At 66.0% G+C, this 18,146-nt stretch carries 12 protein-coding genes; 10 read left to right on the top strand and 2 right to left on the bottom strand.

Translation table 11 applies throughout. From position 1 onward, the window contains the following. Positions 1–81: 81 nt before the first annotated feature. Positions 82–1,197, bottom strand: coding sequence for a bifunctional 3,4-dihydroxy-2-butanone-4-phosphate synthase/GTP cyclohydrolase II (gene ribBA, locus E7V67_007745; GenBank protein WUR14990.1), 1,116 nt, complete (start codon positions 1,195–1,197; stop codon positions 82–84). Positions 1,198–1,363: 166 nt separating this feature from the next. Here ribBA and E7V67_007740 point away from each other — a divergent pair, with 166 nt between their 5' ends. The 4 genes from E7V67_007740 to E7V67_007725 all read left to right on the top strand — a co-directional run bounded on the left by E7V67_007740 (position 1,364) and on the right by E7V67_007725 (position 6,698). Further along, on the top strand, positions 1,364–4,837 hold the full coding sequence (locus E7V67_007740) for an EAL domain-containing protein (GenBank protein WUR14989.1): 3,474 nt from the start codon (positions 1,364–1,366) through the stop codon (positions 4,835–4,837). A gap of 68 nt (positions 4,838–4,905) precedes the next feature. Continuing rightward, positions 4,906–5,802, top strand: coding sequence for an SMP-30/gluconolactonase/LRE family protein (locus E7V67_007735; protein WUR14988.1), 897 nt, complete (start codon positions 4,906–4,908; stop codon positions 5,800–5,802). Beyond that, complete coding sequence (locus E7V67_007730) at positions 5,799–6,194, top strand: hypothetical protein (GenBank protein ID WUR14987.1); 396 nt, start codon at positions 5,799–5,801, stop codon at positions 6,192–6,194. Before E7V67_007735 ends, E7V67_007730 begins: the two co-directional genes overlap by 4 nt. Positions 6,195–6,275: 81 nt before the next feature. After that, the gene (locus tag E7V67_007725; protein WUR14986.1) at positions 6,276–6,698 is read left to right on the top strand and encodes an OsmC family protein; all 423 of its coding nucleotides are present in this window, start codon (positions 6,276–6,278) and stop codon (positions 6,696–6,698) included. On the opposite strand, the gene E7V67_007720 is transcribed toward E7V67_007725, so the two are convergent. Next, positions 6,699–8,447, bottom strand: a complete 1,749-nt coding sequence (locus tag E7V67_007720; protein WUR14985.1) for a cation:proton antiporter — start codon at positions 8,445–8,447, stop codon at positions 6,699–6,701. It abuts the gene before it with no gap. A gap of 310 nt (positions 8,448–8,757) precedes the next feature. Here E7V67_007720 and E7V67_007715 point away from each other — a divergent pair, with 310 nt between their 5' ends. The 6 genes from E7V67_007715 to E7V67_007690 all read left to right on the top strand — a co-directional run bounded on the left by E7V67_007715 (position 8,758) and on the right by E7V67_007690 (position 18,127). Beyond that, the gene (locus E7V67_007715; protein ID WUR14984.1) at positions 8,758–11,499 is read left to right on the top strand and encodes a type VI secretion system Vgr family protein; all 2,742 of its coding nucleotides are present in this window, start codon (positions 8,758–8,760) and stop codon (positions 11,497–11,499) included. A 29-nt stretch (positions 11,500–11,528) separates the two neighbouring features. Next, positions 11,529–13,553, top strand: a complete 2,025-nt coding sequence (locus E7V67_007710; GenBank protein WUR14983.1) for a phospholipase D-like domain-containing protein — start codon at positions 11,529–11,531, stop codon at positions 13,551–13,553. A gap of 2 nt (positions 13,554–13,555) precedes the next feature. Beyond that, entirely contained in the window at positions 13,556–15,184 is a 1,629-nt protein-coding gene (locus tag E7V67_007705; GenBank protein WUR16240.1) for a DUF6396 domain-containing protein, read from the top strand. 13 nt (positions 15,185–15,197) lie between these two features. After that, entirely contained in the window at positions 15,198–15,452 is a 255-nt protein-coding gene (locus tag E7V67_007700; protein ID WUR14982.1) for a PAAR domain-containing protein, read from the top strand. A 112-nt stretch (positions 15,453–15,564) separates the two neighbouring features. Next, positions 15,565–16,935, top strand: coding sequence for a PAAR domain-containing protein (locus E7V67_007695; GenBank protein ID WUR14981.1), 1,371 nt, complete (start codon positions 15,565–15,567; stop codon positions 16,933–16,935). Positions 16,936–17,047: 112 nt separating this feature from the next. After that, positions 17,048–18,127: a DUF6396 domain-containing protein gene (locus E7V67_007690; protein WUR14980.1), complete on the top strand. Its 1,080-nt coding sequence runs from the start codon at positions 17,048–17,050 to the stop codon at positions 18,125–18,127. Positions 18,128–18,146: the final 19 nt, after the last annotated feature.

The following is an 18,146-nucleotide window of genomic DNA, read 5'->3' as shown; positions in this document are numbered from 1 at the left end:
GTGTATGAATTGGGGGAAGAATACCGGCCCGGGGCCGTTACACGGCGTCCGTTACACGCCGTCCGGTTACACCGCGTCCGGTTACACCGCGTCCGGCTTGGCCAGGTAGCCCGTCACTTCCAGGTCGAAACCCGTCATCGACGGCATCTTGCGCGGGCTGGCCAAGAGCTTCATGCGGCGCACGCCCAGCGCACGCAGGATCTGCGCGCCGATCCCGTAGCTGCGCAGGTCCATGCTGGCGGCGCGGCCCTGCGGCTTGCTGTCCGGCTTGTTCAGCGCGGCCAGCTGGCCGAACAGCTGGTCGGCCGTCTCGCCGCAGTTCAGCAGCACCATGACGCCATGCTCGGCCGCCTTGATGGCCTTCAGCGAGGCGGACACGTTCCACGAGTGCGTCGTCGCTTCCGTTTCCAGCAAGTCCAGGATGGACACAGGCTGGTGCACGCGCACCAGCGATTCGCGCTCCGGGTCCACCTCGCCGTGCACCAGGGCCAGGTGGGCCGAGCCGCTCGGGGTGTCGCGCCAGGCGATCATCTTGAATTCGCCGTAGGCCGTGTTCAGCGTGCGCTCGGCCACGCGCTCGACCATGCATTCCTTCTGGCTGCGGTAGTGGATCAGGTCGGCAATCGTGCCGATCTTCAGGCCGTGCTCCTTGCCGAACTCCAGCAGGTCGGGCAGGCGCGCCATCGTGCCGTCGTCCTTGACGATCTCGCAGATGACGGAGGCCGGCGTCAGGCCGGCCATCGCCGTCAGGTCGCATCCGGCCTCCGTATGGCCGGCACGCATCAGCACGCCACCCTTGACGGCACGCAGCGGGAAGATGTGGCCCGGCTGGACCAGGTCGTCCGGTTTTGCATTTTTTGCCACGGCGACCTGGATCGTGCGGGCGCGGTCGGCGGCGGAGATGCCCGTCGTGACGCCTTCGGCCGCCTCGATCGACACGGTAAAGTTGGTGCCGAACGAGGTACCGTTGCGCGTCGCCATCAGCGGCAGTTCCAGCCGGTCGACGATTTCCTCGGCCAGGGTCAGGCAGACTAGGCCGCGCGCGTGGCGGATCATGAAGTTGATGGCTTCCGGCGTGACGAAGTCCGCCGCCAGCACCAGGTCGCCCTCGTTCTCGCGGTCTTCTTCGTCGACCAGGATCACCATGCGGCCGGCACGCAGCTCGGCGACGATTTCTTCGGTGCTGGAGATAGACATGTTTTACATCCTTGGCGTGTTTCCTAACCCGCTATTTTAATGGATTTGGCGCCACTTCACCCGACATTGCCGGGAAAATGGGGTCTGTCCCCATTTTCAGGGCAACAGTCGTGCGCCCGGCGGCGGCGCGGCGGAGTAGCATCGTCGGCAAAGGATTATCGGGGCCATGTCCACTATTCTGATCGTCGATGACCGACCGACCAACCGCGAATATCTGCTGACCCTGCTCGGCTTCACGCCGCACCGCCTGCTGGAAGCGGCCGACGGGGCGCAGGCGCTCGAGCTGTGCGACCGGCACCGGCCCGACCTCGTCATCACGGACATCCTGATGCCGACGATGGACGGCTACGAGTTCGTGCAGCGCCTGCGCGCCGACCCGGAGCTGCGCCACACGCCGGTGATCTTCTTCTCCGCCACCTATTCGATGCCCGAGCTGCGCGCGATGGCGGCCAGCTGCGGCGTGCGCAGCGTGCTGCCCAAGCCGGCCGACCCGCAGTCGATCATGGACGCCGTCACGCTGGAATTGGGCGCGGCGGAACAACACGTGACCGTGCCGGATGAGCTGGCGCCGCCGCCTGCTGCACCCGTGACGCCGCCGCAGGTGCCGGGCACGGTGGAGCGGATGGCCTCGCTGCACGAGCTCAGTTTGCGCCTGAACGGCCAGCGCGACGCCGCCACGATGGCAATGCTGTTCTGCGCGGCGGCCGCGCGCATCCTGCAGGCCGATATCGTCGTGCTGTGCCTGCTGGACGCCAACGAGAGCGCCGTCCAGCACATCGAGACGCGCGGCATCGATCCGGCGCTGCTGGAACCGGTGCTGCTGAACCGGGCCGGCTTTCCGGGCGAGCTAATGAAAAGCAACGACGTGCTGCGCCGCTGCAGCGCCAGCGGCGACCTGCCCGCCCTGCCCGGCGGCCATCCGCGCGTGACCAACCTGATGGGCATGGCGGTGCGCGACCAGTACCACCTGTACGGCTGGCTGTACGTGGCCGAGCGCCGCCACGAGTCCTGCTTCGACGATACCGACGAGCAGTTCCTGCGCATGCTGGCGGCCCAGCTGGCGGTGGCGTACGAGAACATGAACCTGTACGAGGTGATCCAGCGCCACGCGGCCCAGCTGCAGATGGAAGTGTCCGCGCGGCGCCATGCCGACGCCGCGCTGCGCGCCAGCGAGGCACGCTACCGCGCCATGACGCAGTCGGCGCCGGATGCCATCATCGGCTCGGACGACGAGGAGCGGGTGGTGCACTTCAACCGCGCCGCCGAAAGCATGTTCGGTTATACGGAAGCGGAAATGCTGGGCCAGCCGATCACGCTGCTGATGTCGGAGCGCTCGCTGCCGGCGCACCGCGAGCGCGTGGCGCGCTACCGCAAGAGCCGCGAACGCACCTACAGCGGGCGCATCGTCGAGATGATCGGCAAGCGCAAGGGCGGCGAGGAGTTCACGGCGGAGATGGCGCTGTCGGCCGCGAATGTGGACGGCGAACCGATCTTCACGACGATCCTGCGCGACATCACGGCGCGCCGCGCGCTGGAGGAACGGCTGCGCCTGGCGGCCCAGGTCTTCGACAGCACGCAGGAAAGCATCACGATGACGGATGCCCAGGCCAGCATCATCGCCGTCAACCGCGCCTTCGAACAGAATACCGGCTACACGGAGCGCGAGGTGCTGGGCCAGAATCCGCGCCTGCTGCAGTCGGGCCGGCACGACACGGCGTTCTACCGCGCCATCTGGCACAGCCTGGAGACGACGGGACAGTGGCGCGGCGAGATCTGGAACCGCCGCAAGAACGGCCAGGTGTATCCGGAGCGCATCAGTATCAACGTGGTCAAGGACCAGCGCGAGCAGGTCTGCGCCTACGTCTCCGTGTCGAGCGACATCAGCGCGCTGAAGGAAGCGCACACCCAGCTGGACTTCCTCAGCAACCACGATCCGCTCACCCTGCTGCCCAACCGCAACCTGCTGACCGACCGGCTGCAACTGGCCATCGAGGCCGCCGAGCACGGCGGCGGCCAGTTGGCGCTGCTGCTGTTCGACATCGACCGCCTGCAGCGCATCAACGATGCGCTGGGCCACGAGGTCGGCGACGCGCTGCTGCAGGAAATGGCCCGGCGCGTGACCGCCATCGTCACGCCGGGCGACACGCTGGCCCACCTGGGCGCGGACGAGTTCGCGCTGCTCTTGACGAAGGCGCCGGACGTGGACGACGTCATCGTCACGGCGCGCAAGCTGATGGACCAGGTGGCGCAACCGGTGCAGCTGGCCGGCCAGGACCTGTACGTCACGGCCAGCGTGGGCATCAGCATGTACCCGCGCGACGGCACCACGGCCAGTGCGCTGCTGATCGGGGCGGACGTGGCGCTGTCGCACGTCAAGGACAGCGGCCGCAACAGCTTCCACTTCTATACCGGCGAGATGAATGCCCATGCGCTGCGCTGGATGTCGCTGGAGATCCATCTGCGCCATGCCATCGAGCGCAAGGAGCTGCGCCTGTTCTACCAGCCGCAGGTGTCGCTGGCGGACGGCCGCGTCAGCGGCATGGAAGCCCTGCTGCGCTGGCACAGCGGCCAGCTGGGCATGGTGCCGCCGGGCGACTTCATCCCGCTGGCCGAGGACAGCGGCCTGATCCTGCCGATCGGCAACTGGGTCATCGAGGAAGCGTGCCGCCAGAACAAGGCTTGGCAGCAGGCCGGGCTGGCACCGCTGACGGTGGCCGTCAACGTCTCGGCGCGCCAGTTTGCCGCCGGCACCGTCCCGGCCGTCGTGCGTGCGGCGCTGCACGCCACCGGCCTGGCGCCGCGCTACCTGGAAGTGGAGCTGACGGAATCGATCATGATGCACGACGCCGAGCACGTGCAGGCCCAGCTGAACGAGTTGTCGGCCATGGGCGTCTCGATCTCGCTGGACGACTTTGGCACCGGCTACTCGTCGCTGGGCTACCTGTCGCGCTTCCGGCTGGACAAGCTGAAAATCGACCAGACCTTCGTGCGCAACATCACCAGCGACCCGCGCAGCGCCGCCATCGCCCAGGCCACCGCCGCGCTGGCGCACGGTCTGGAGCTGGTCGTGGTGGCCGAGGGCGTGGAAACGGAAGGCCAGCTGGCCTACCTGCATGCGATGGGCTGCGACAAGATCCAGGGCTACCTGTTCAGCCGTCCGCTGCCCGCCGACGAGCTGGCGGCGTTGCTGCGCGAGCAGCGTTGCCTGCCGCTGCCGGAGGCGACACAAGCGCCGGGCCCGCGCCGCACCCTGCTGCTGGTGGACGACGAACCCGGCATGCTGCGCGCGCTGCGGCGGCTGTTCCGCCGCGAGGGCTGGCAAATCCTGCTGGCCGGCAGCGCCGAGGAGGCGCTGGAGCTGCTGGCCGCGCACCAGGTACACGTGATCCTGTCCGACCAGCGCATGGCCGGCCTCAGCGGCACCGAGCTGCTGGGCCGCGTGCGCGAGCTGTATCCGCACACGGTGCGGCTGCTGCTGTGCGGCTTTGCCGACCTGGCCGGCGCGACGGAGGCGGCCAAGCGCGGCGTGATCGCCCGCTTCCTCACCAAGCCATGGGACGAGCAGGAGCTGCTGCAGGCCGTGCGCGCCGCGTTCCGCCACCCGGCGCAGCAAGCCTCGCCGCACCGCCAAACGCTGTGATAGCGCTACACCAATCGGGCGAATTCAGGTAAGGTAACGAACTCCATCAATTTTGCCTGAATGACATCGTGACCGCACAAAATGCAACTGAGAAGTCGGCTGCGCCGACCTGCGTCTGGCCGCTGGGTGCCGAACTGGGCGAAGGCCCGCTGTGGCATGCCGCCCAGCAGCGCCTGTTCTTCGTCAACCTGGTCGGCAACGCCCTGCACGCGCTGGACGCGGACGGCCTGCGCCACACCTGGCAGTTGCCGACCTACGTATGCTGGCTGCTGCCGCGCAAGGACGGCGACGGCTTCATGGCCGGCCTGCGCGACGGTATCGTGCGCCTGTGGCTGGAACCGGCCGTGCGCATCGAGTACCTGCACCGCCCCTTCGACCTGGCCGGCCTGCGCCTGAACGACGCCAAGGTGGACGCGGCCGGCCGCATCTGGGCCGGCTCGATGAACGCGGCCGACGTCAAGCGGCCCGACGGCAAGCTGTACCGCCTGGACCCGGACGGCAGCCTGCACACGGTGCTGACCGAATACCACATCTGCAATGGCCCCACGTTCAGCCTGGACGGCAAGACGATGTTCCATAACGACAGCCTGCTCGATCGCACCTATGCCTATGAGGTGCGGGCGGACGGCAGCCTCGGCGCGGCGCGCGTCTGGCGCCAGTTCGGCCCGGGCGAAGGCTCGCCGGACGGCATGACGGTGGACAGCGAAGGTTGCGTCTGGATCGCCCAGTGGGGCGGCGGCCGCGTCTGCCGCTACAGCCTGGCCGGCGAACTGCTGACGACGATCCCGATGCCGGTGGCGCAGCCGTCGTCCGTGGCCTTCGGCGGCCCGGACCTGAAGACGCTGTACATCACCAGCGCCTGGCAGGGCTACGACGACGCCCGGAAGGCGGCCGATCCGCTGGCCGGCGCGCTGTTCTCGGTCCAGCTGGACGTGCCGGGCGTGCCCGCCGCGCAGTTCGGATGAGCGCAGCCCTGCCGATGACGGAACCGCCGCGGCGCAATCCGCGCCAGACCTTCCACTTCCTGCTGGCGTTGACGGCCGTCATGGGCCTCGTCAGCGGCTTCTACGACGGTCGCCACTGGCCCGAGCCGCTGTGGTGGACGGTCGTGGCGGCCGGCGTGCTGAACTTTGCCATCTTCGTCTGGTATTGCCGCGACACGGATGTGCACGGCATCCGCCGCTCGCGCGCCGGCAACCTGTTCGTGATCCTGCTGGCGCCGCTGGCGGTGCCCGTCTACCTGCTGCGCCGCGCCGCCGGCCACCGCTGGCGCGCACTGCTGCGCATGGTGCTGTTCCTGCTGCTGTTCTTCGTTGTCGAAACGCTGGGGGTGCTGCTGGGCGAGCTGCTGGCGTAAGCTCTTCCCGAAGCGGGACGCGGGATTGCCCCGGCAGGCATTACCATGACGGCACTTTCCCACACGATAAAGGAGCATACGATGAAGACCCATGGTTCGGCAGTCTGGTCCGGCGGCATCAAGGATGGCAAGGGCGCCATCAGCACGCAGAGCGGCGCCATCAAGGATCACCCGTACGGCTTTGCCAGCCGTTTCGAAGGCAAGCCCGGCACCAATCCGGAAGAGCTGATCGGCGCGGCCCACGCGGGCTGCTTCACGATGGCGCTGTCGCTGATCCTGGGCGAAGCAGGCCTGACGGCCGAGCAGATGAACACCAAGGCGGAGGTCACGCTGGACAAGCTCGACGACGGCTACGCCATCACGGCCGTACACCTGATGCTGGAAGCGAAGATCCCGGGCGCCGATGACGCCAGGTTCCAGGAACTGGCCGGCAAGGCCAAGGCCAATTGCCCGGTGTCGAAGCTGCTCAACGCCAACATCACGCTGGACGCCAAGCTGGTTTGATCATCCCGGCGGCCCGTCCAATGGCGCGGCCGCCGTTGCAATCCGCTCGGCCCGCTCCACCTGGATGTGGAAGCCGGCCGCCCCTTCCGGCATGCCGGCCGAACTGAGCGCGAAGCGCGCCAGTTGCAGGCCCGATTCCACCGTTTCGGAAATCACTTCATTGGCGCCGGCGCCTTTCAGCAGCCGGGCATGCTTCTCGTCGCGCGCCCGCGCGAACACGGGCAGCGCCGGATAATGCCGGCGCAGCGCCCGCACCGCTTCCAGCGCCGCTTTCGGATCGTCCATCGTCAGCACGACGGCCGCGCACTCGCCGATGCCCAGCCGGGCCAGCAGGTGCGGCATCGAAGCATCCCCGGAATACACGTTTTCCGTATCGCGCCGGCCCTGCGCCACCAGGTGATGATCGCGCTCGATCGCGACGTGCTCGATGCCGTGGCGCGCCAGCACGTCCGCCACCAGCCGCCCCACCCGGCCATAACCGCCGATGACGATATGCCCGGCGCGGGGACGCTCGCCCGCGCCCGGCCCGGCGCTTGCCGCCGTGAAGCCGCCGCGCGTGTTTTCCCACCACTGCGCAAAGCGTTGCCCCAGCGCGGCGGCGCCCGGCGCGGCCAGCATGCTGAGGCTGACGACGACCAGCAGGAACTGTCCCGTCCCGGCCGGCAGCAGCTTGGCCATCACGGCATAACCCAGCACGATGAACGCGAACTCGCCACCCTGCCCCATCAGCAGCCCGGCCTGCACGGCCTGGCCCGCGCCGAGGCGCCACAGCAGCAGCGCGATGACGGCTGCCTTGATCAGCAGCAGGCCGACCACGGACGCGGGCAGCCAGAATGGATACTCGGCCACCGTGCGCAGGTCCAGCTCCATGCCGACCGACATGAAGAACAGACCCATCAGGAGGCCCCGGAACGGCTCGACGATCATCTCCACTTCGTACTGGAATTCCGTATCGGCCAGCAGCAGGCCGGCCAACAGCGCGCCCAGCGCCATCGACAATCCCGCCGCCGCCGTTGCCGCGGCGATGCCCAGGGTCAGCAGCAGGATCAGGGCGACAAAAACCTCCGGCTGCCGCTGCACGGCAAACGCGGCAAACATGGGCCGCGCCACCCGCCGCCCGATCAGGTAGACGGCGGCGATCGTCAGCGCCGCCTTCGCCAGCGCCAGCAGCAGCACCGACCACAACGCGCCGGTGTCGTTGCCGCCCAGTCCCTCGACCAGGATCAGGATCGGCACCACGGCCAGGTCTTGCAGCATGAGGATGGCAAAGCAGGCCTGCCCCAGCGGCGATGCGAGGCCTTGGCCGCGGCTGAGCAACTGCATGACCACGGCCGTGGACGACATCGCCAGGGTCAGGCCGATCGTCAGCGCGGTACCGGGCGGATTGCCGAACGCGAGCGCGAACGCTCCGACGACGGCCGCCGTCAGGCCGACCTGCAGCACGCCGGTACCGAACACGTCGCGCCGCAGCGACCAGACCCGGGCCGGCGACAGCTCCAGCCCGATCATGAACATCAGGAACAGGATCCCCAGCTCGGCAACGTGCTTGACGCCTTCCACATCCTGGAACGTGATGTCGGCCAGCCACGGCGCCTGGGCCGTCCAACTGCCGAGGCCATGCGGCCCGAACACCAGGCCCAGCAGCAGGAAGCCCAGCATCTGGTTGACCCTCAGGCGCTGCATCAGCGGCACGGCCAGGCCGGCCAGCAGGAGGAACAGCAGGACTTCTCGTAAATCGGCAATCGTCATGGATTCGCGTGGTGGTTGCGATGTCGCAGCGCGGGCGCGCGCGGCTCGGTTGCAGTGTAGAGATGCATGGTAGCGGCGGCAAGTCGATGCCCCGTTTGTCGAACCGGCAAATCCGCCTGCTCGCGGGGTGACCGCCCATCCAAGTCCAGCTCGGCTACCTTGCCAGGCAACAGCGCAGCCGGACTGACGCCTCTCAATACCATCGCCAACGGTTGGCATATCTTCTCAGCACACGTACGGCACCTTATTACCGACCGGCAACTCTCGGTAAGCAACCCAGATCCACTCATCGGACTATCCGGCCCTGCGAATGAACAATCTTGTTCTCCCTTTCCACAACCTGCGTTACGACAGGCAATCGAACCGCATCTTGCGTCTTTCATTTCCGAATGGTGATGCACCGGCTGCGCAATTCCTGGTCAACAAGCTCGACGCGAGCGAAGGCCTGTCCAGGGATTTCGATTTCACGGTTGAATTGTTATCCGATAGCGCAAGCATTCCCTTGAAGGAGATGCAGGGAAAATTGCTCTCGATAGAACTGGTCCGCGGCGACGGCACCCTGCGCTATTTTTCCGGATATGTGTTCAGCTTCCGACGCTGCCGTTCGGACGGTTCGGTCACCTTTTACGAGGCCAGCCTTGGGCCATGGCTGAAGTTTCTCGGAGTGCGCAAGGATAACTACCTCTTCCATGGGAAAACCCTGCGCCAGCAGACGGAGAGCATATTCGAGGAATACGGCGTCTATCCGCGCTGGGACTGGCAGGTCACGGCCGATGATCCGGTGATGACGGATGCATGCCAGTTTGACGAGACCGACTTCAACTACCTCAGCCGGCGCTGGGAGGCGGCGGGCTGGCACTACTGGTACGAGCACGAGGCTGATGGCCACCGCCTGGTCATCGGCAGCGATTCGACGTATGCACCGCCGATCGATGGCGACGTGGAAGTGCGCTTTCATGGCGCAGGCGGAGCGCGGGAAGAGGACGCTTTCGACAGCTGGTCGCCGGAGCGCCGCTTCGTGTCGAGCAGCGTCGCGCTGTGCGCCTTCGATTTCAAGGATCCGCGCCCGCGGCAGGCCACCCAGCCCACGCTGAACCAGCAGGGCGCCGTGCCCATAATCGAATCGTACGAGTACAACGGCGCATACGGCCTGAAAGGTCGCGGCGACGGCGATGCGCAAAGCCGGATCCGGATCGAGGAGATCGAAGCGGCAGCCAGGCTTGTCGCGGCCGAAGGCAACAACCGCCATATTGCCCCGGGCCGCTGGTTCCGGCTCGTGGATCATTTCAATCACGACTTCCACAGCGGCAGCAGCGATCCCGCCAAGGACGAGTTCCTGGTGCTGTCGGTGCGCCACGTGGCCACGAATAACTATCTGCCCGGCGGCGAGGAGAAGATCCACTATCGCAATTGGCTGACGTGCACGCGCAAGAGCTGGCCATGGCGACCGGGCCGTGGCTTCAACAGCACGCCGACCAGGATTCTGGCACCGCAGACGGCGGTCGTGGTCGGTGCCGCCGGTGATGACAATCTCCACACCGACAAATACGGCCGGGTGCGGGTGCAGTTCCACTGGGACCGGGTCGGCGAGAACGACGACCGCAGCTCGGCATGGATCCGTGTCTCCAGTGCCTGGGCGGGTGCGGAGCTCGGCGCGGCGGCGATTCCACGCGTCGGCACGGAAGTGATCGTCCAGTGGCTCGACGGGTGCCCGGACCGTCCGCTCATCACCGGCGCCGTTTTCAACGAGCGCAACATGCCGCCCTGGGCCGTTCCCACGCAACAGGCGCTCACCGGGCTGCGCAGCCGCGAGCTGGTACCGGGCGGAGGGAATCGCGCCGGCGGCCGCAGCAACCACCTGGTACTGGACGACACGAGCGGCCAGATTCAGGCCCAGCTCAAGAGCGATCACCTGCACAGCCAACTCTCGCTCGGGCACGTCACGCGAATCGATGACAACCGGGGCCGGCTCGACGCACGGGGAGAAGGCTGGGAGCTGCGTACGGACGGGCATGGCGTGCTGCGCGCCGCCAAGGGAATGCTCGTCACTACCGAAGCGCGCATGCAGGCACAATCGCACATCAAGGACATGGGCGAGACCGCCGCACGCCTGAAGACCGCGCACGGCCTACACGACGCCAGTGCGTCGGCAGCGCTGCAGGGCGAGGCGCAGGAGAGCGGTCACCAGCATGAGGTGGCCGATGCGCTCAAGGCACAGAACGACGCCATCCGCGGCGCGGGCGAACCATTCCCCGAACTCTGCGAGCCGCATCTCGTGCTGTCCAGCCCGGCCGGCATCGAGACCACCACGGCGCGCTCGACCCATATCGCGAGCGACCAGCACACGGCGCTGACGACGGGCCGCAGCCTGTCGGTCGCCGCCGGCGAAAGCTTCTTTGCCAGCGTGAAGGAGACTTTCCGGCTGTTCGTGCACAAGGCGGGCATGAAGCTCGTCGCGGCCGCCGGCAAGATCACGATGCTGGCGCACGACGGCGAGATCGAGATCATTGCCAACAAGGTGCTTTCGCTCATCAGCCAGTCCGACTGGATCGACCTGAAGGGGAAAAAGGGCATCCGGCTGCACGGGTCGGCATCCATGGTCGAGATCAGCGACCTGGTGCAGGTGTTCACGTCGAAACCCGTGCAGTTTCACGGCAACCTCGAGACGCTCGGACCGAAGAACATGCCGCACCCGGGCGCCGAGCACAAGGTCACGGTCGCCGACGCGCCGACCCCGCCGGATCCGATGCAGCTCGTGCTTACGCTGCACAGCAGCACGGGCGGACGGCCTTGGTCCAATATCCCCTACACCTTGCTCAAGGACGGCGCCAAGGTGGAGGACGGCATCACGGACGACCTGGGCAGGATCGCCGTCGAACACCGCACCGGGGCCGCAAACTATCAAGTCCAGCTGCCGAATGGCCACGTCTACGACTTGGCCGCTGTTCCAGAGTTCGACCCGGCGGGTTCCGAGGCGCATCGCGAGCAGAGTCTGTCCAATGCAGGCGCTCGCGCGCTCGCAGGGACGACGGCGAGCCGCGAATACCTCTGAACACCGTTACACAGATCCAGCGAGGCCACATGACCGATCCGATCGCACGCGCCGAAAAGGTCCACATCGATGAACGCAGCCGCCAGGCCCGGAGCACTGGCCAGTGGTTCCTTGAAAACCGCACGGGGACGCACCCGGTTACCCACAACAATGCGCTCACGTTCTTCATCTGCGGCGAAACGGCCTTCGCGGACATCGCCAAACGCCTTCGCAGCGCGAAGCATTCGATCGACATCATCTGCTGGGGTTTCGATCCCGGCATCGAGCTGGTGCGATCCGGCACGACGTGGCCGCGCGGCGACACCTATGGCGACCTCCTGGTTGCCGCCGGCAAGCGCGGCGTCAAGGTTCGCATCCTGGTCTGGTACAGCAAGCTTGGCAGCGGTACTGCGATGAACATGCCCGGGTATTCGCATGCTACGAACCCGTGGCCCGCGGCGCCGGGACTAAGCGATGGCAACAACATATCGGCCCAGCGGGCTCGCGCTTTGACCGAAGACTATTATCTGAGATCCGGCGTCCAGCATCTGATCGAGACACCGCAAGGCCAGCGCCTGTTTGGACCGGAACATATGGGGATGATCGGATTGGCGGCGCGGGCGGAGTACTGTCACAAGTGGTACAAGGCTGCTTTCGCGGGCGCATTCGATCATGTAGAGATCCGGACGCGGGCCGGCGACGCGGATGCCATCGGATCCAGCTTGGCGAGCGAAAAATATCAGCCCGGCACCCTGGGCAAGTTCGAGATCGAACGCACCGGCATGCTGGCGGTCGGCACCCACCATCAGAAGACGATCGTCATCGACTACGGCCATGCCGACGGGGTCCACGCTACCGGGTATGTCAAGGGCCTCAATTCGGTAACCGATTATTGGGACACGGAAGCCCATCTCATCGAAGACCCGCGCCGCGAGACCGGCAGCGTGCGTGAAGCGGGTGAAGCGATCCAGGTCGAGGCAAACCAGAAGCCGGACGCGGGGTTCGCGACCTTCAAGCCGTACCGCGACTATGCCTGCCGCATCGACGCGGGCGGCGCGCTGGCCGCCGTGTTCGAGAATTTCCGCCGCGCCTGGGCGCGTGCCGGCTCGTCCGATGGGGGCGGCCAACCGGCCGTTCCACCGGCACTCAAGCGCAGCGTCGCTCCCGGCACGCACTCTTCGGTCCAGATCGTCCGCACCCAGCCGCAGGAAAACGACAAGACGATCAAGGAGCTGTACTTCCTTGCCACCGACCAGGCGGCGCTGGCTTCGGGTTACCTCTATATCGAGAACCAGTACTTCCAGTATCAGGAGTGGTCCGAACGCCTGATCCGGGCACGCAAGAACGTCATGGCCGCATGGAAGGCGGGTGCGGCAAAGGCCGGCAAGAGCAAGGCCGACATGCCGCTCATGCACGTGTTCATCGTGATTCCCGTCCCGGAACGGGCGCAAATGGTGCCGCGTACCTACGATACCCTGGCTGTACTGGGCCAGCAATCCACCATGGCCGGGCAGTCCGATCTCATCGACAGGGAAAACAAGAAGCAGCACACGGGTGTCAGGCTCGACGATATGGGGCGCCCTACCGGCGCGGTCTACGCGAAACCGGCAGTGGTCGAATATGCCAACCGTATCGACAAGCCGACGATCGACGCGCTGGAGAAACAGTTTGGCCTGAAGGTTGTCGTGTCCATGCTGCAGACGAGCGGCATCAGCCAGCGCCGCATGCGCTATCGCGAAATCTATATCCACTCGAAGATGCTGTTGATCGACGATACCTTCATCAGTTTTGGCAGCGCCAATCTCAACCAGCGCAGCATGGCCGTGGACAGCGAGATCAATTTTGCGACGAACGATGCCAGGCATGCGGCGGATTTGCGGCGGCGGATTTTTAGCCAGCTTAGTGCCGGTGGCTTCGATGGGATGGCTGGAACGCGAGGTGATATATCGCTGACCTCTATTCTCTGGACCGAGCTGATGGCCAAAAATGCGCTGTCAAAGCGCAACTCGAAAGCGATGGTAGGGTTTCTCCTGCCACTTTGGGATAACCGCAGCAGCACGATGAGATTGGGTTGACGATGAAAGCACCTCATTTGCGTAAGCTCGCTTACGCCGTACTCGCAGCGGTTGCTGCCGTCTGCTTCTTCATGGGATTCAAAGTGCCATATACCTACTACAAGGCCGAGCAGGCATTGCCGCGCAACGAACAACTTCCCCTCTTCAATCCGCACAGGCCGGCGTTCACCTGTGAGATCGAAGCCACCAAAGTGCCGCGCATCGATGTGCAGGCCGACGCGTGGTTCCACGAGGCCCGGGCGCTGGAAGACCCGGACACGTGGGAAGAGGACCGCGACTACAAGAAGATCGTCCAGCTGACGCGCGCCGCGGCGGAGCGGCGCCACTGGAAGGCGATGCTGAACCTCGCCAGCCTGTACCTGGAAAGGCGTGATCCGCCTCACCACGCGGACGACGCCCTCGCGCTGGTGGAAGAGGCGATGCGGCTCGGCATCCCTGCGGCTTACGACAGGATGGGTACGTACTACATGGAAGGCGTCGGCGTGCCGGCGGACGCTACCCGCGCCTTCGCGTTCTGGCAGAAGGCCGCGGAGATGGGCAGCCCGCATGCGATGGCGTACCTCGGCGACAAAATAGCGGCGACGTGGGATAGTCCTAAAGATGGGTTCTGGGCAAACATCCCGGTCGCAACCAAGATGCTCGGATGCGCTCTCGGCCAAGGCTACGGCCCGGCAGCATCCACTCTGTACTATCTACAGGCCTGGCCACGTTCGCCCAACGGTAGCCCGTCCGGACCTAGGACCGCCGCGACCAAGGCGCAGGCGCTGCGGACGCTGCAACAGGGAATCAGGCTGGGCTGCGCGGACTGTGCCCGCTTCCTGTTAGTTGAATTCGATCGTCCGGTCGACCTCGCGGACATGCTGGTCCCGCACCTGGACAAGGCACGGTCCGAGCGCTACCGTGTTGTGTATGACGCCCTGGATTGGAATCCCGACCTACGCCTGCCCAACCTGGACAAGATCCTGCCGCTTCCACCCGCCCAGCTGCCCCAGTGGAACGGCGACAAGAAGGCATTGATCGAGGCCGCGAAAGGCGTCACGCTCAAGCGGCCGCAGGCCGAGCCAGGCGCGCCGTCGCAGGCAAACGGCCGCGCGCACCGCGACGCTGCCTACGAGCTGCGTCCCTGCGACGACACGACGACCACAGGCACGGCGCCGTGCGCGGGATATTGGGCGCCAACGGCACCCGGCGGGTCGGCGCAATTGCAGACGCACCTCGCAAGCGTTGCGCCGGGCCTGTACCAATCAGGCGAGCCGTTCGACAAGGTGTTCGACCCTAGCGTGGCAGGCGCCGCGCCGATTGCCGGCTTAGTGTGGCGGCGTTTCATCACGGTGCATCGGGACCACGAAGTAATCGCGCCGCTCGCCGTCGCGGGCATCGCACGCGAAATCCTCCCTGCCGAACTGGGACTCTCATGCGCCGCCGACATGCCCTGCCCGGCGACGGGCGTGTGGCAGCCATGGCTGCCGTCCGTGCATCCTGCAAGCGCCGCACTCAACCAGCCATGGCGCCAGGCCTGGCTGGTTGCAGGACAGCCGTTCCCGAATCCATGGCATGGCGGCGAGCCGCCATTCGATCCCGCCGAACTGACGTGGCACCTGATGGAAGCCGGCACGTCCTCGAACGCTTAGGGTGTTAGACAACATGAAACACCAGGGACGCGGTGTGATCCGCAAGAACGACAAAACCGACCATGGCGGACACGTGACCTCCGTGTCGTCGGGCACGATCGTGATGGGCGCCGAAGCCGCGCTTGCGGGGGACATGACGACCTGCCCGAAGTGCAAGGGCGACTTCCCAATCAAGCCCGACGGTGCTGGTGCAAAGCACAAGGGTCGCCCCTACGCATACGACGGCGATATGACCGCCTGCGGTGCCAAGCTGATCTCATCACTGTGATGCCTGGGCACTTCCACGGCACGGCATCCGGCAGGGCACGCCTCGGTAGCGAGGACAGGTGTCGCCCCGCCTTCCAGGGCCATCCCGGCCCCTCTAACCGAACTGGCTGACGATGAAACACCCAAAACTGCGCAAGCTTTCCTACGGCATGCTGACAGCGCTTGCCGCAGCCTGCCTGTACATGGCATTCCAGGTGCCATACCGCAGCTACAAGGCCGAGCAGGCATTGCCGCGCAACGAAAAACTCGCCCTCTTCAATCCGCACCGCACTGGCTTTACCTGCGAGATCGAGGCCACCAAGGTGCCGCCCATCGATGCGCAGGCCGACGCGTGGTTCCACGAGGCCCGGGCGCTGGAAGGCCCGGACACGTGGGAAGTAGACCGCGATTACAAGAAGATCGTACAGCTGACACGTGCTGCGACCGAGCGGCGCCACTGGAAAGCCATGCTCAACCTGGCGAGCCTCTATCTGGAAAAGCGCGACCCGCCCCACGGCCCGGACGACGCCCTGGCGCTGGTGGAAGAGGCGATGCGGCTTGGCATCCCTGCAGCTTACGACAGGATGGGGACGTACTACATGGAAGGCCTCGGCGTGCCGGCGGATGCTACCCGCGCCTTCGCGTTCTGGCAGAAGGCGGCGGAGATGGGCAGCCCGCATGCGATGGCGTACCTCGGCGACAAAATATCGGCGACGTGGGATAGTCCTAAAGATGGGTTCTGGGCTAACATCCCGGTCGCAACCAAGATGCTCGGATGCGCTCTCGGCCAGGGCTACGGCCCGGCAGCATCCACTCTGTACTATCTTCAGGCATGGCCACGTTCGCCAAACGGTAGCCGGTCCGGACCGAGGAACGCCGCGACCAAGGCGCAGGCGCTGCGGACGCTGCAACAGGGAATCAGGCTGGGCTGCGCAGACTGTGCCCGCTTCCTATTTGTTGAATTCGAGCGCCCGCATGACCTCGCGGACATGCTGGTTCCGCACCTAGACAAGGCACGATCAGAGCGTTACTACATACTGGACGACGCCCTGCGCTCCAACCCCGACCTGCGCCTACCCAACCTGGATAAAATCCTGCCCCTCTCACCCGCCCAGCTTCCCCAGTGGAACGGCGACAAGAAGGCATTGATCGAGGCCGCGAAAGGCGTGACGCTCAAGCGGCCCCAGGCCGAGCCGGGCGCGGCGTCGCAGGCAAACGGCCGCGCGCACCTCGGCGCCGCCTACGACCTGCGTCCCGTCCGGGCATCCCGCAAGCGCCGCGCTCAGCCAGCCATGGCGCCAGGCTTGGCTGGCCGCGGGACAGCCCTTCCCGAATTCGTGATGGGCCTGGAAGCCGCACTTGCCGGGGACATGACGACCTGCCCGAAGTGCAAGGGCGACTACCCTATCCAGCCGGACGGTGCCGGTGCCAGGCATCAGGGCCGCCCCTACGCATACGACGGCGATATGACCGCCTGCGGTGCCAAGCTGATCTCGTCGCTGTGATGCCTGGGCACTTCCACGGCACGGCAGCCGGCAGGGCACGCCTCGGTAGCGAGGACGGGCGTCGCCCGGCCTTCCAGGGCCATCCCGGCACCCCTTACCGATATGGCCGACAATGAAACACCCAAAACTGCGCAAGCTCTCCTACGGCATGCTGACAGCGCTTGCCGCAGCCTGCCTGTACATGGCATTCCAGGTGCCATACCGCAGCTACAAGGCCGAGCAGGCATTGCCGCGCAACGAAGAACTCGCCCTCTTCAATCCGCACCGCACTGGTTTTACCTGCGAGATCGAGGCTGCCAAGGTGCCGCCCATCGATGCGCAGGCCGACGCGTGGTTCCACGAGGCGCGGGCGCTGGAAGGCCCGGACACGTGGGAAGAAGACCGCGATTACAAGAAGATCGTACAGCTGACACGCGCTGCGACCGAGCGGCGCCACTGGAAAGCCATGCTCAACCTGGCGAGCCTCTATCGGGAAAAGCGCGACCCGCCCCACGGCCCGGACGACGCCCTGGCGCTGGTGGAAGAGGCGATGCGGCTTGGCATCCCTGCTGCTTACGACAGGATGGGTACGTACTACATGGAAGGTGTCGGCGTGCCGGCGGACGCTACCCGCGCCTTCGCGTTCTGGCAGAAGGCGGCGGAGATGGGTAGCCCGCATGCGATGGCGTACCTCGGCGACAAAATATCGGCGACGTGGGACAGCCCGAAGGACGGGTTCTGGGCCAATATTCCCATCGCTACCAAGATGCTCGAATGTGCTCTCGGCCAGGGATATGGCCCTGCAGCGTACAGCTTGTTCGAGATGCACGCGTGGCCACGCTTAGCCAATGGAAACCCATCCGGGCCGCGGACTGCCGCCACCAAAGCATTGGCGCTCCAGACGCTGCAACAAGGAATCAGACTGGGATGCGCGGACTGTGCCAGGTTGCTGTTTGTCGAGTTCGAGCGTCCGACTAACCTCTCGGACATGCTGGTCCCGCACCTGGACACGGCGCGGTCCGAGCGCTACCTTGTACTGGACGACGCCCTGCATTGGAATCCCGACCTACGCCTGCCGAACCTGGACAACATCCTGCCGCTTCCACCCGCTCAGCTGCCCCAATGGAACGGCGACAAGAAGGCATTGGTCGAGGTCGCGAGAGGTCATGCCCACGCGGCCGCCCACGGCGCCAGGCTGATCTCGTCGCCATGATACCCAAGCACGCCCAGAA

Source organism: [Empedobacter] haloabium (assembly GCA_008011715.2).
Classification (GTDB): Bacteria; Pseudomonadota; Gammaproteobacteria; order Burkholderiales; family Burkholderiaceae_D; genus Rugamonas; species Rugamonas haloabia.
The sequence above is the reverse complement of the archived record's forward strand: the minus strand, read 5'-3'. Positions and strand labels throughout refer to the sequence as shown.

Bases quoted from the DNA above. Each gene is read 5' to 3' on its own strand.
- E7V67_007700 (WUR14982.1), top strand. From the start codon at position 15,198: ATGAAACACCAGGGACGCGGTGTGATCCGCAAGAACGACAAAACCGAC.
- E7V67_007720 (WUR14985.1), bottom strand. From the start codon at position 8,447: ATGACGATTGCCGATTTACGAGAAGTCCTGCTGTTCCTCCTGCTGGCC.
- E7V67_007740 (WUR14989.1), top strand. From the start codon at position 1,364: ATGTCCACTATTCTGATCGTCGATGACCGACCGACCAACCGCGAATAT.
- E7V67_007725 (WUR14986.1), top strand. From the start codon at position 6,276: ATGAAGACCCATGGTTCGGCAGTCTGGTCCGGCGGCATCAAGGATGGC.
- E7V67_007705 (WUR16240.1), top strand. From the start codon at position 13,556: ATGAAAGCACCTCATTTGCGTAAGCTCGCTTACGCCGTACTCGCAGCG.
- E7V67_007710 (WUR14983.1), top strand. From the start codon at position 11,529: ATGACCGATCCGATCGCACGCGCCGAAAAGGTCCACATCGATGAACGC.
- E7V67_007690 (WUR14980.1), top strand. From the start codon at position 17,048: ATGAAACACCCAAAACTGCGCAAGCTCTCCTACGGCATGCTGACAGCG.
- ribBA (WUR14990.1), bottom strand. From the start codon at position 1,197: ATGTCTATCTCCAGCACCGAAGAAATCGTCGCCGAGCTGCGTGCCGGC.
- E7V67_007715 (WUR14984.1), top strand. From the start codon at position 8,758: ATGAACAATCTTGTTCTCCCTTTCCACAACCTGCGTTACGACAGGCAA.
- E7V67_007695 (WUR14981.1), top strand. From the start codon at position 15,565: ATGAAACACCCAAAACTGCGCAAGCTTTCCTACGGCATGCTGACAGCG.
- E7V67_007730 (WUR14987.1), top strand. From the start codon at position 5,799: ATGAGCGCAGCCCTGCCGATGACGGAACCGCCGCGGCGCAATCCGCGC.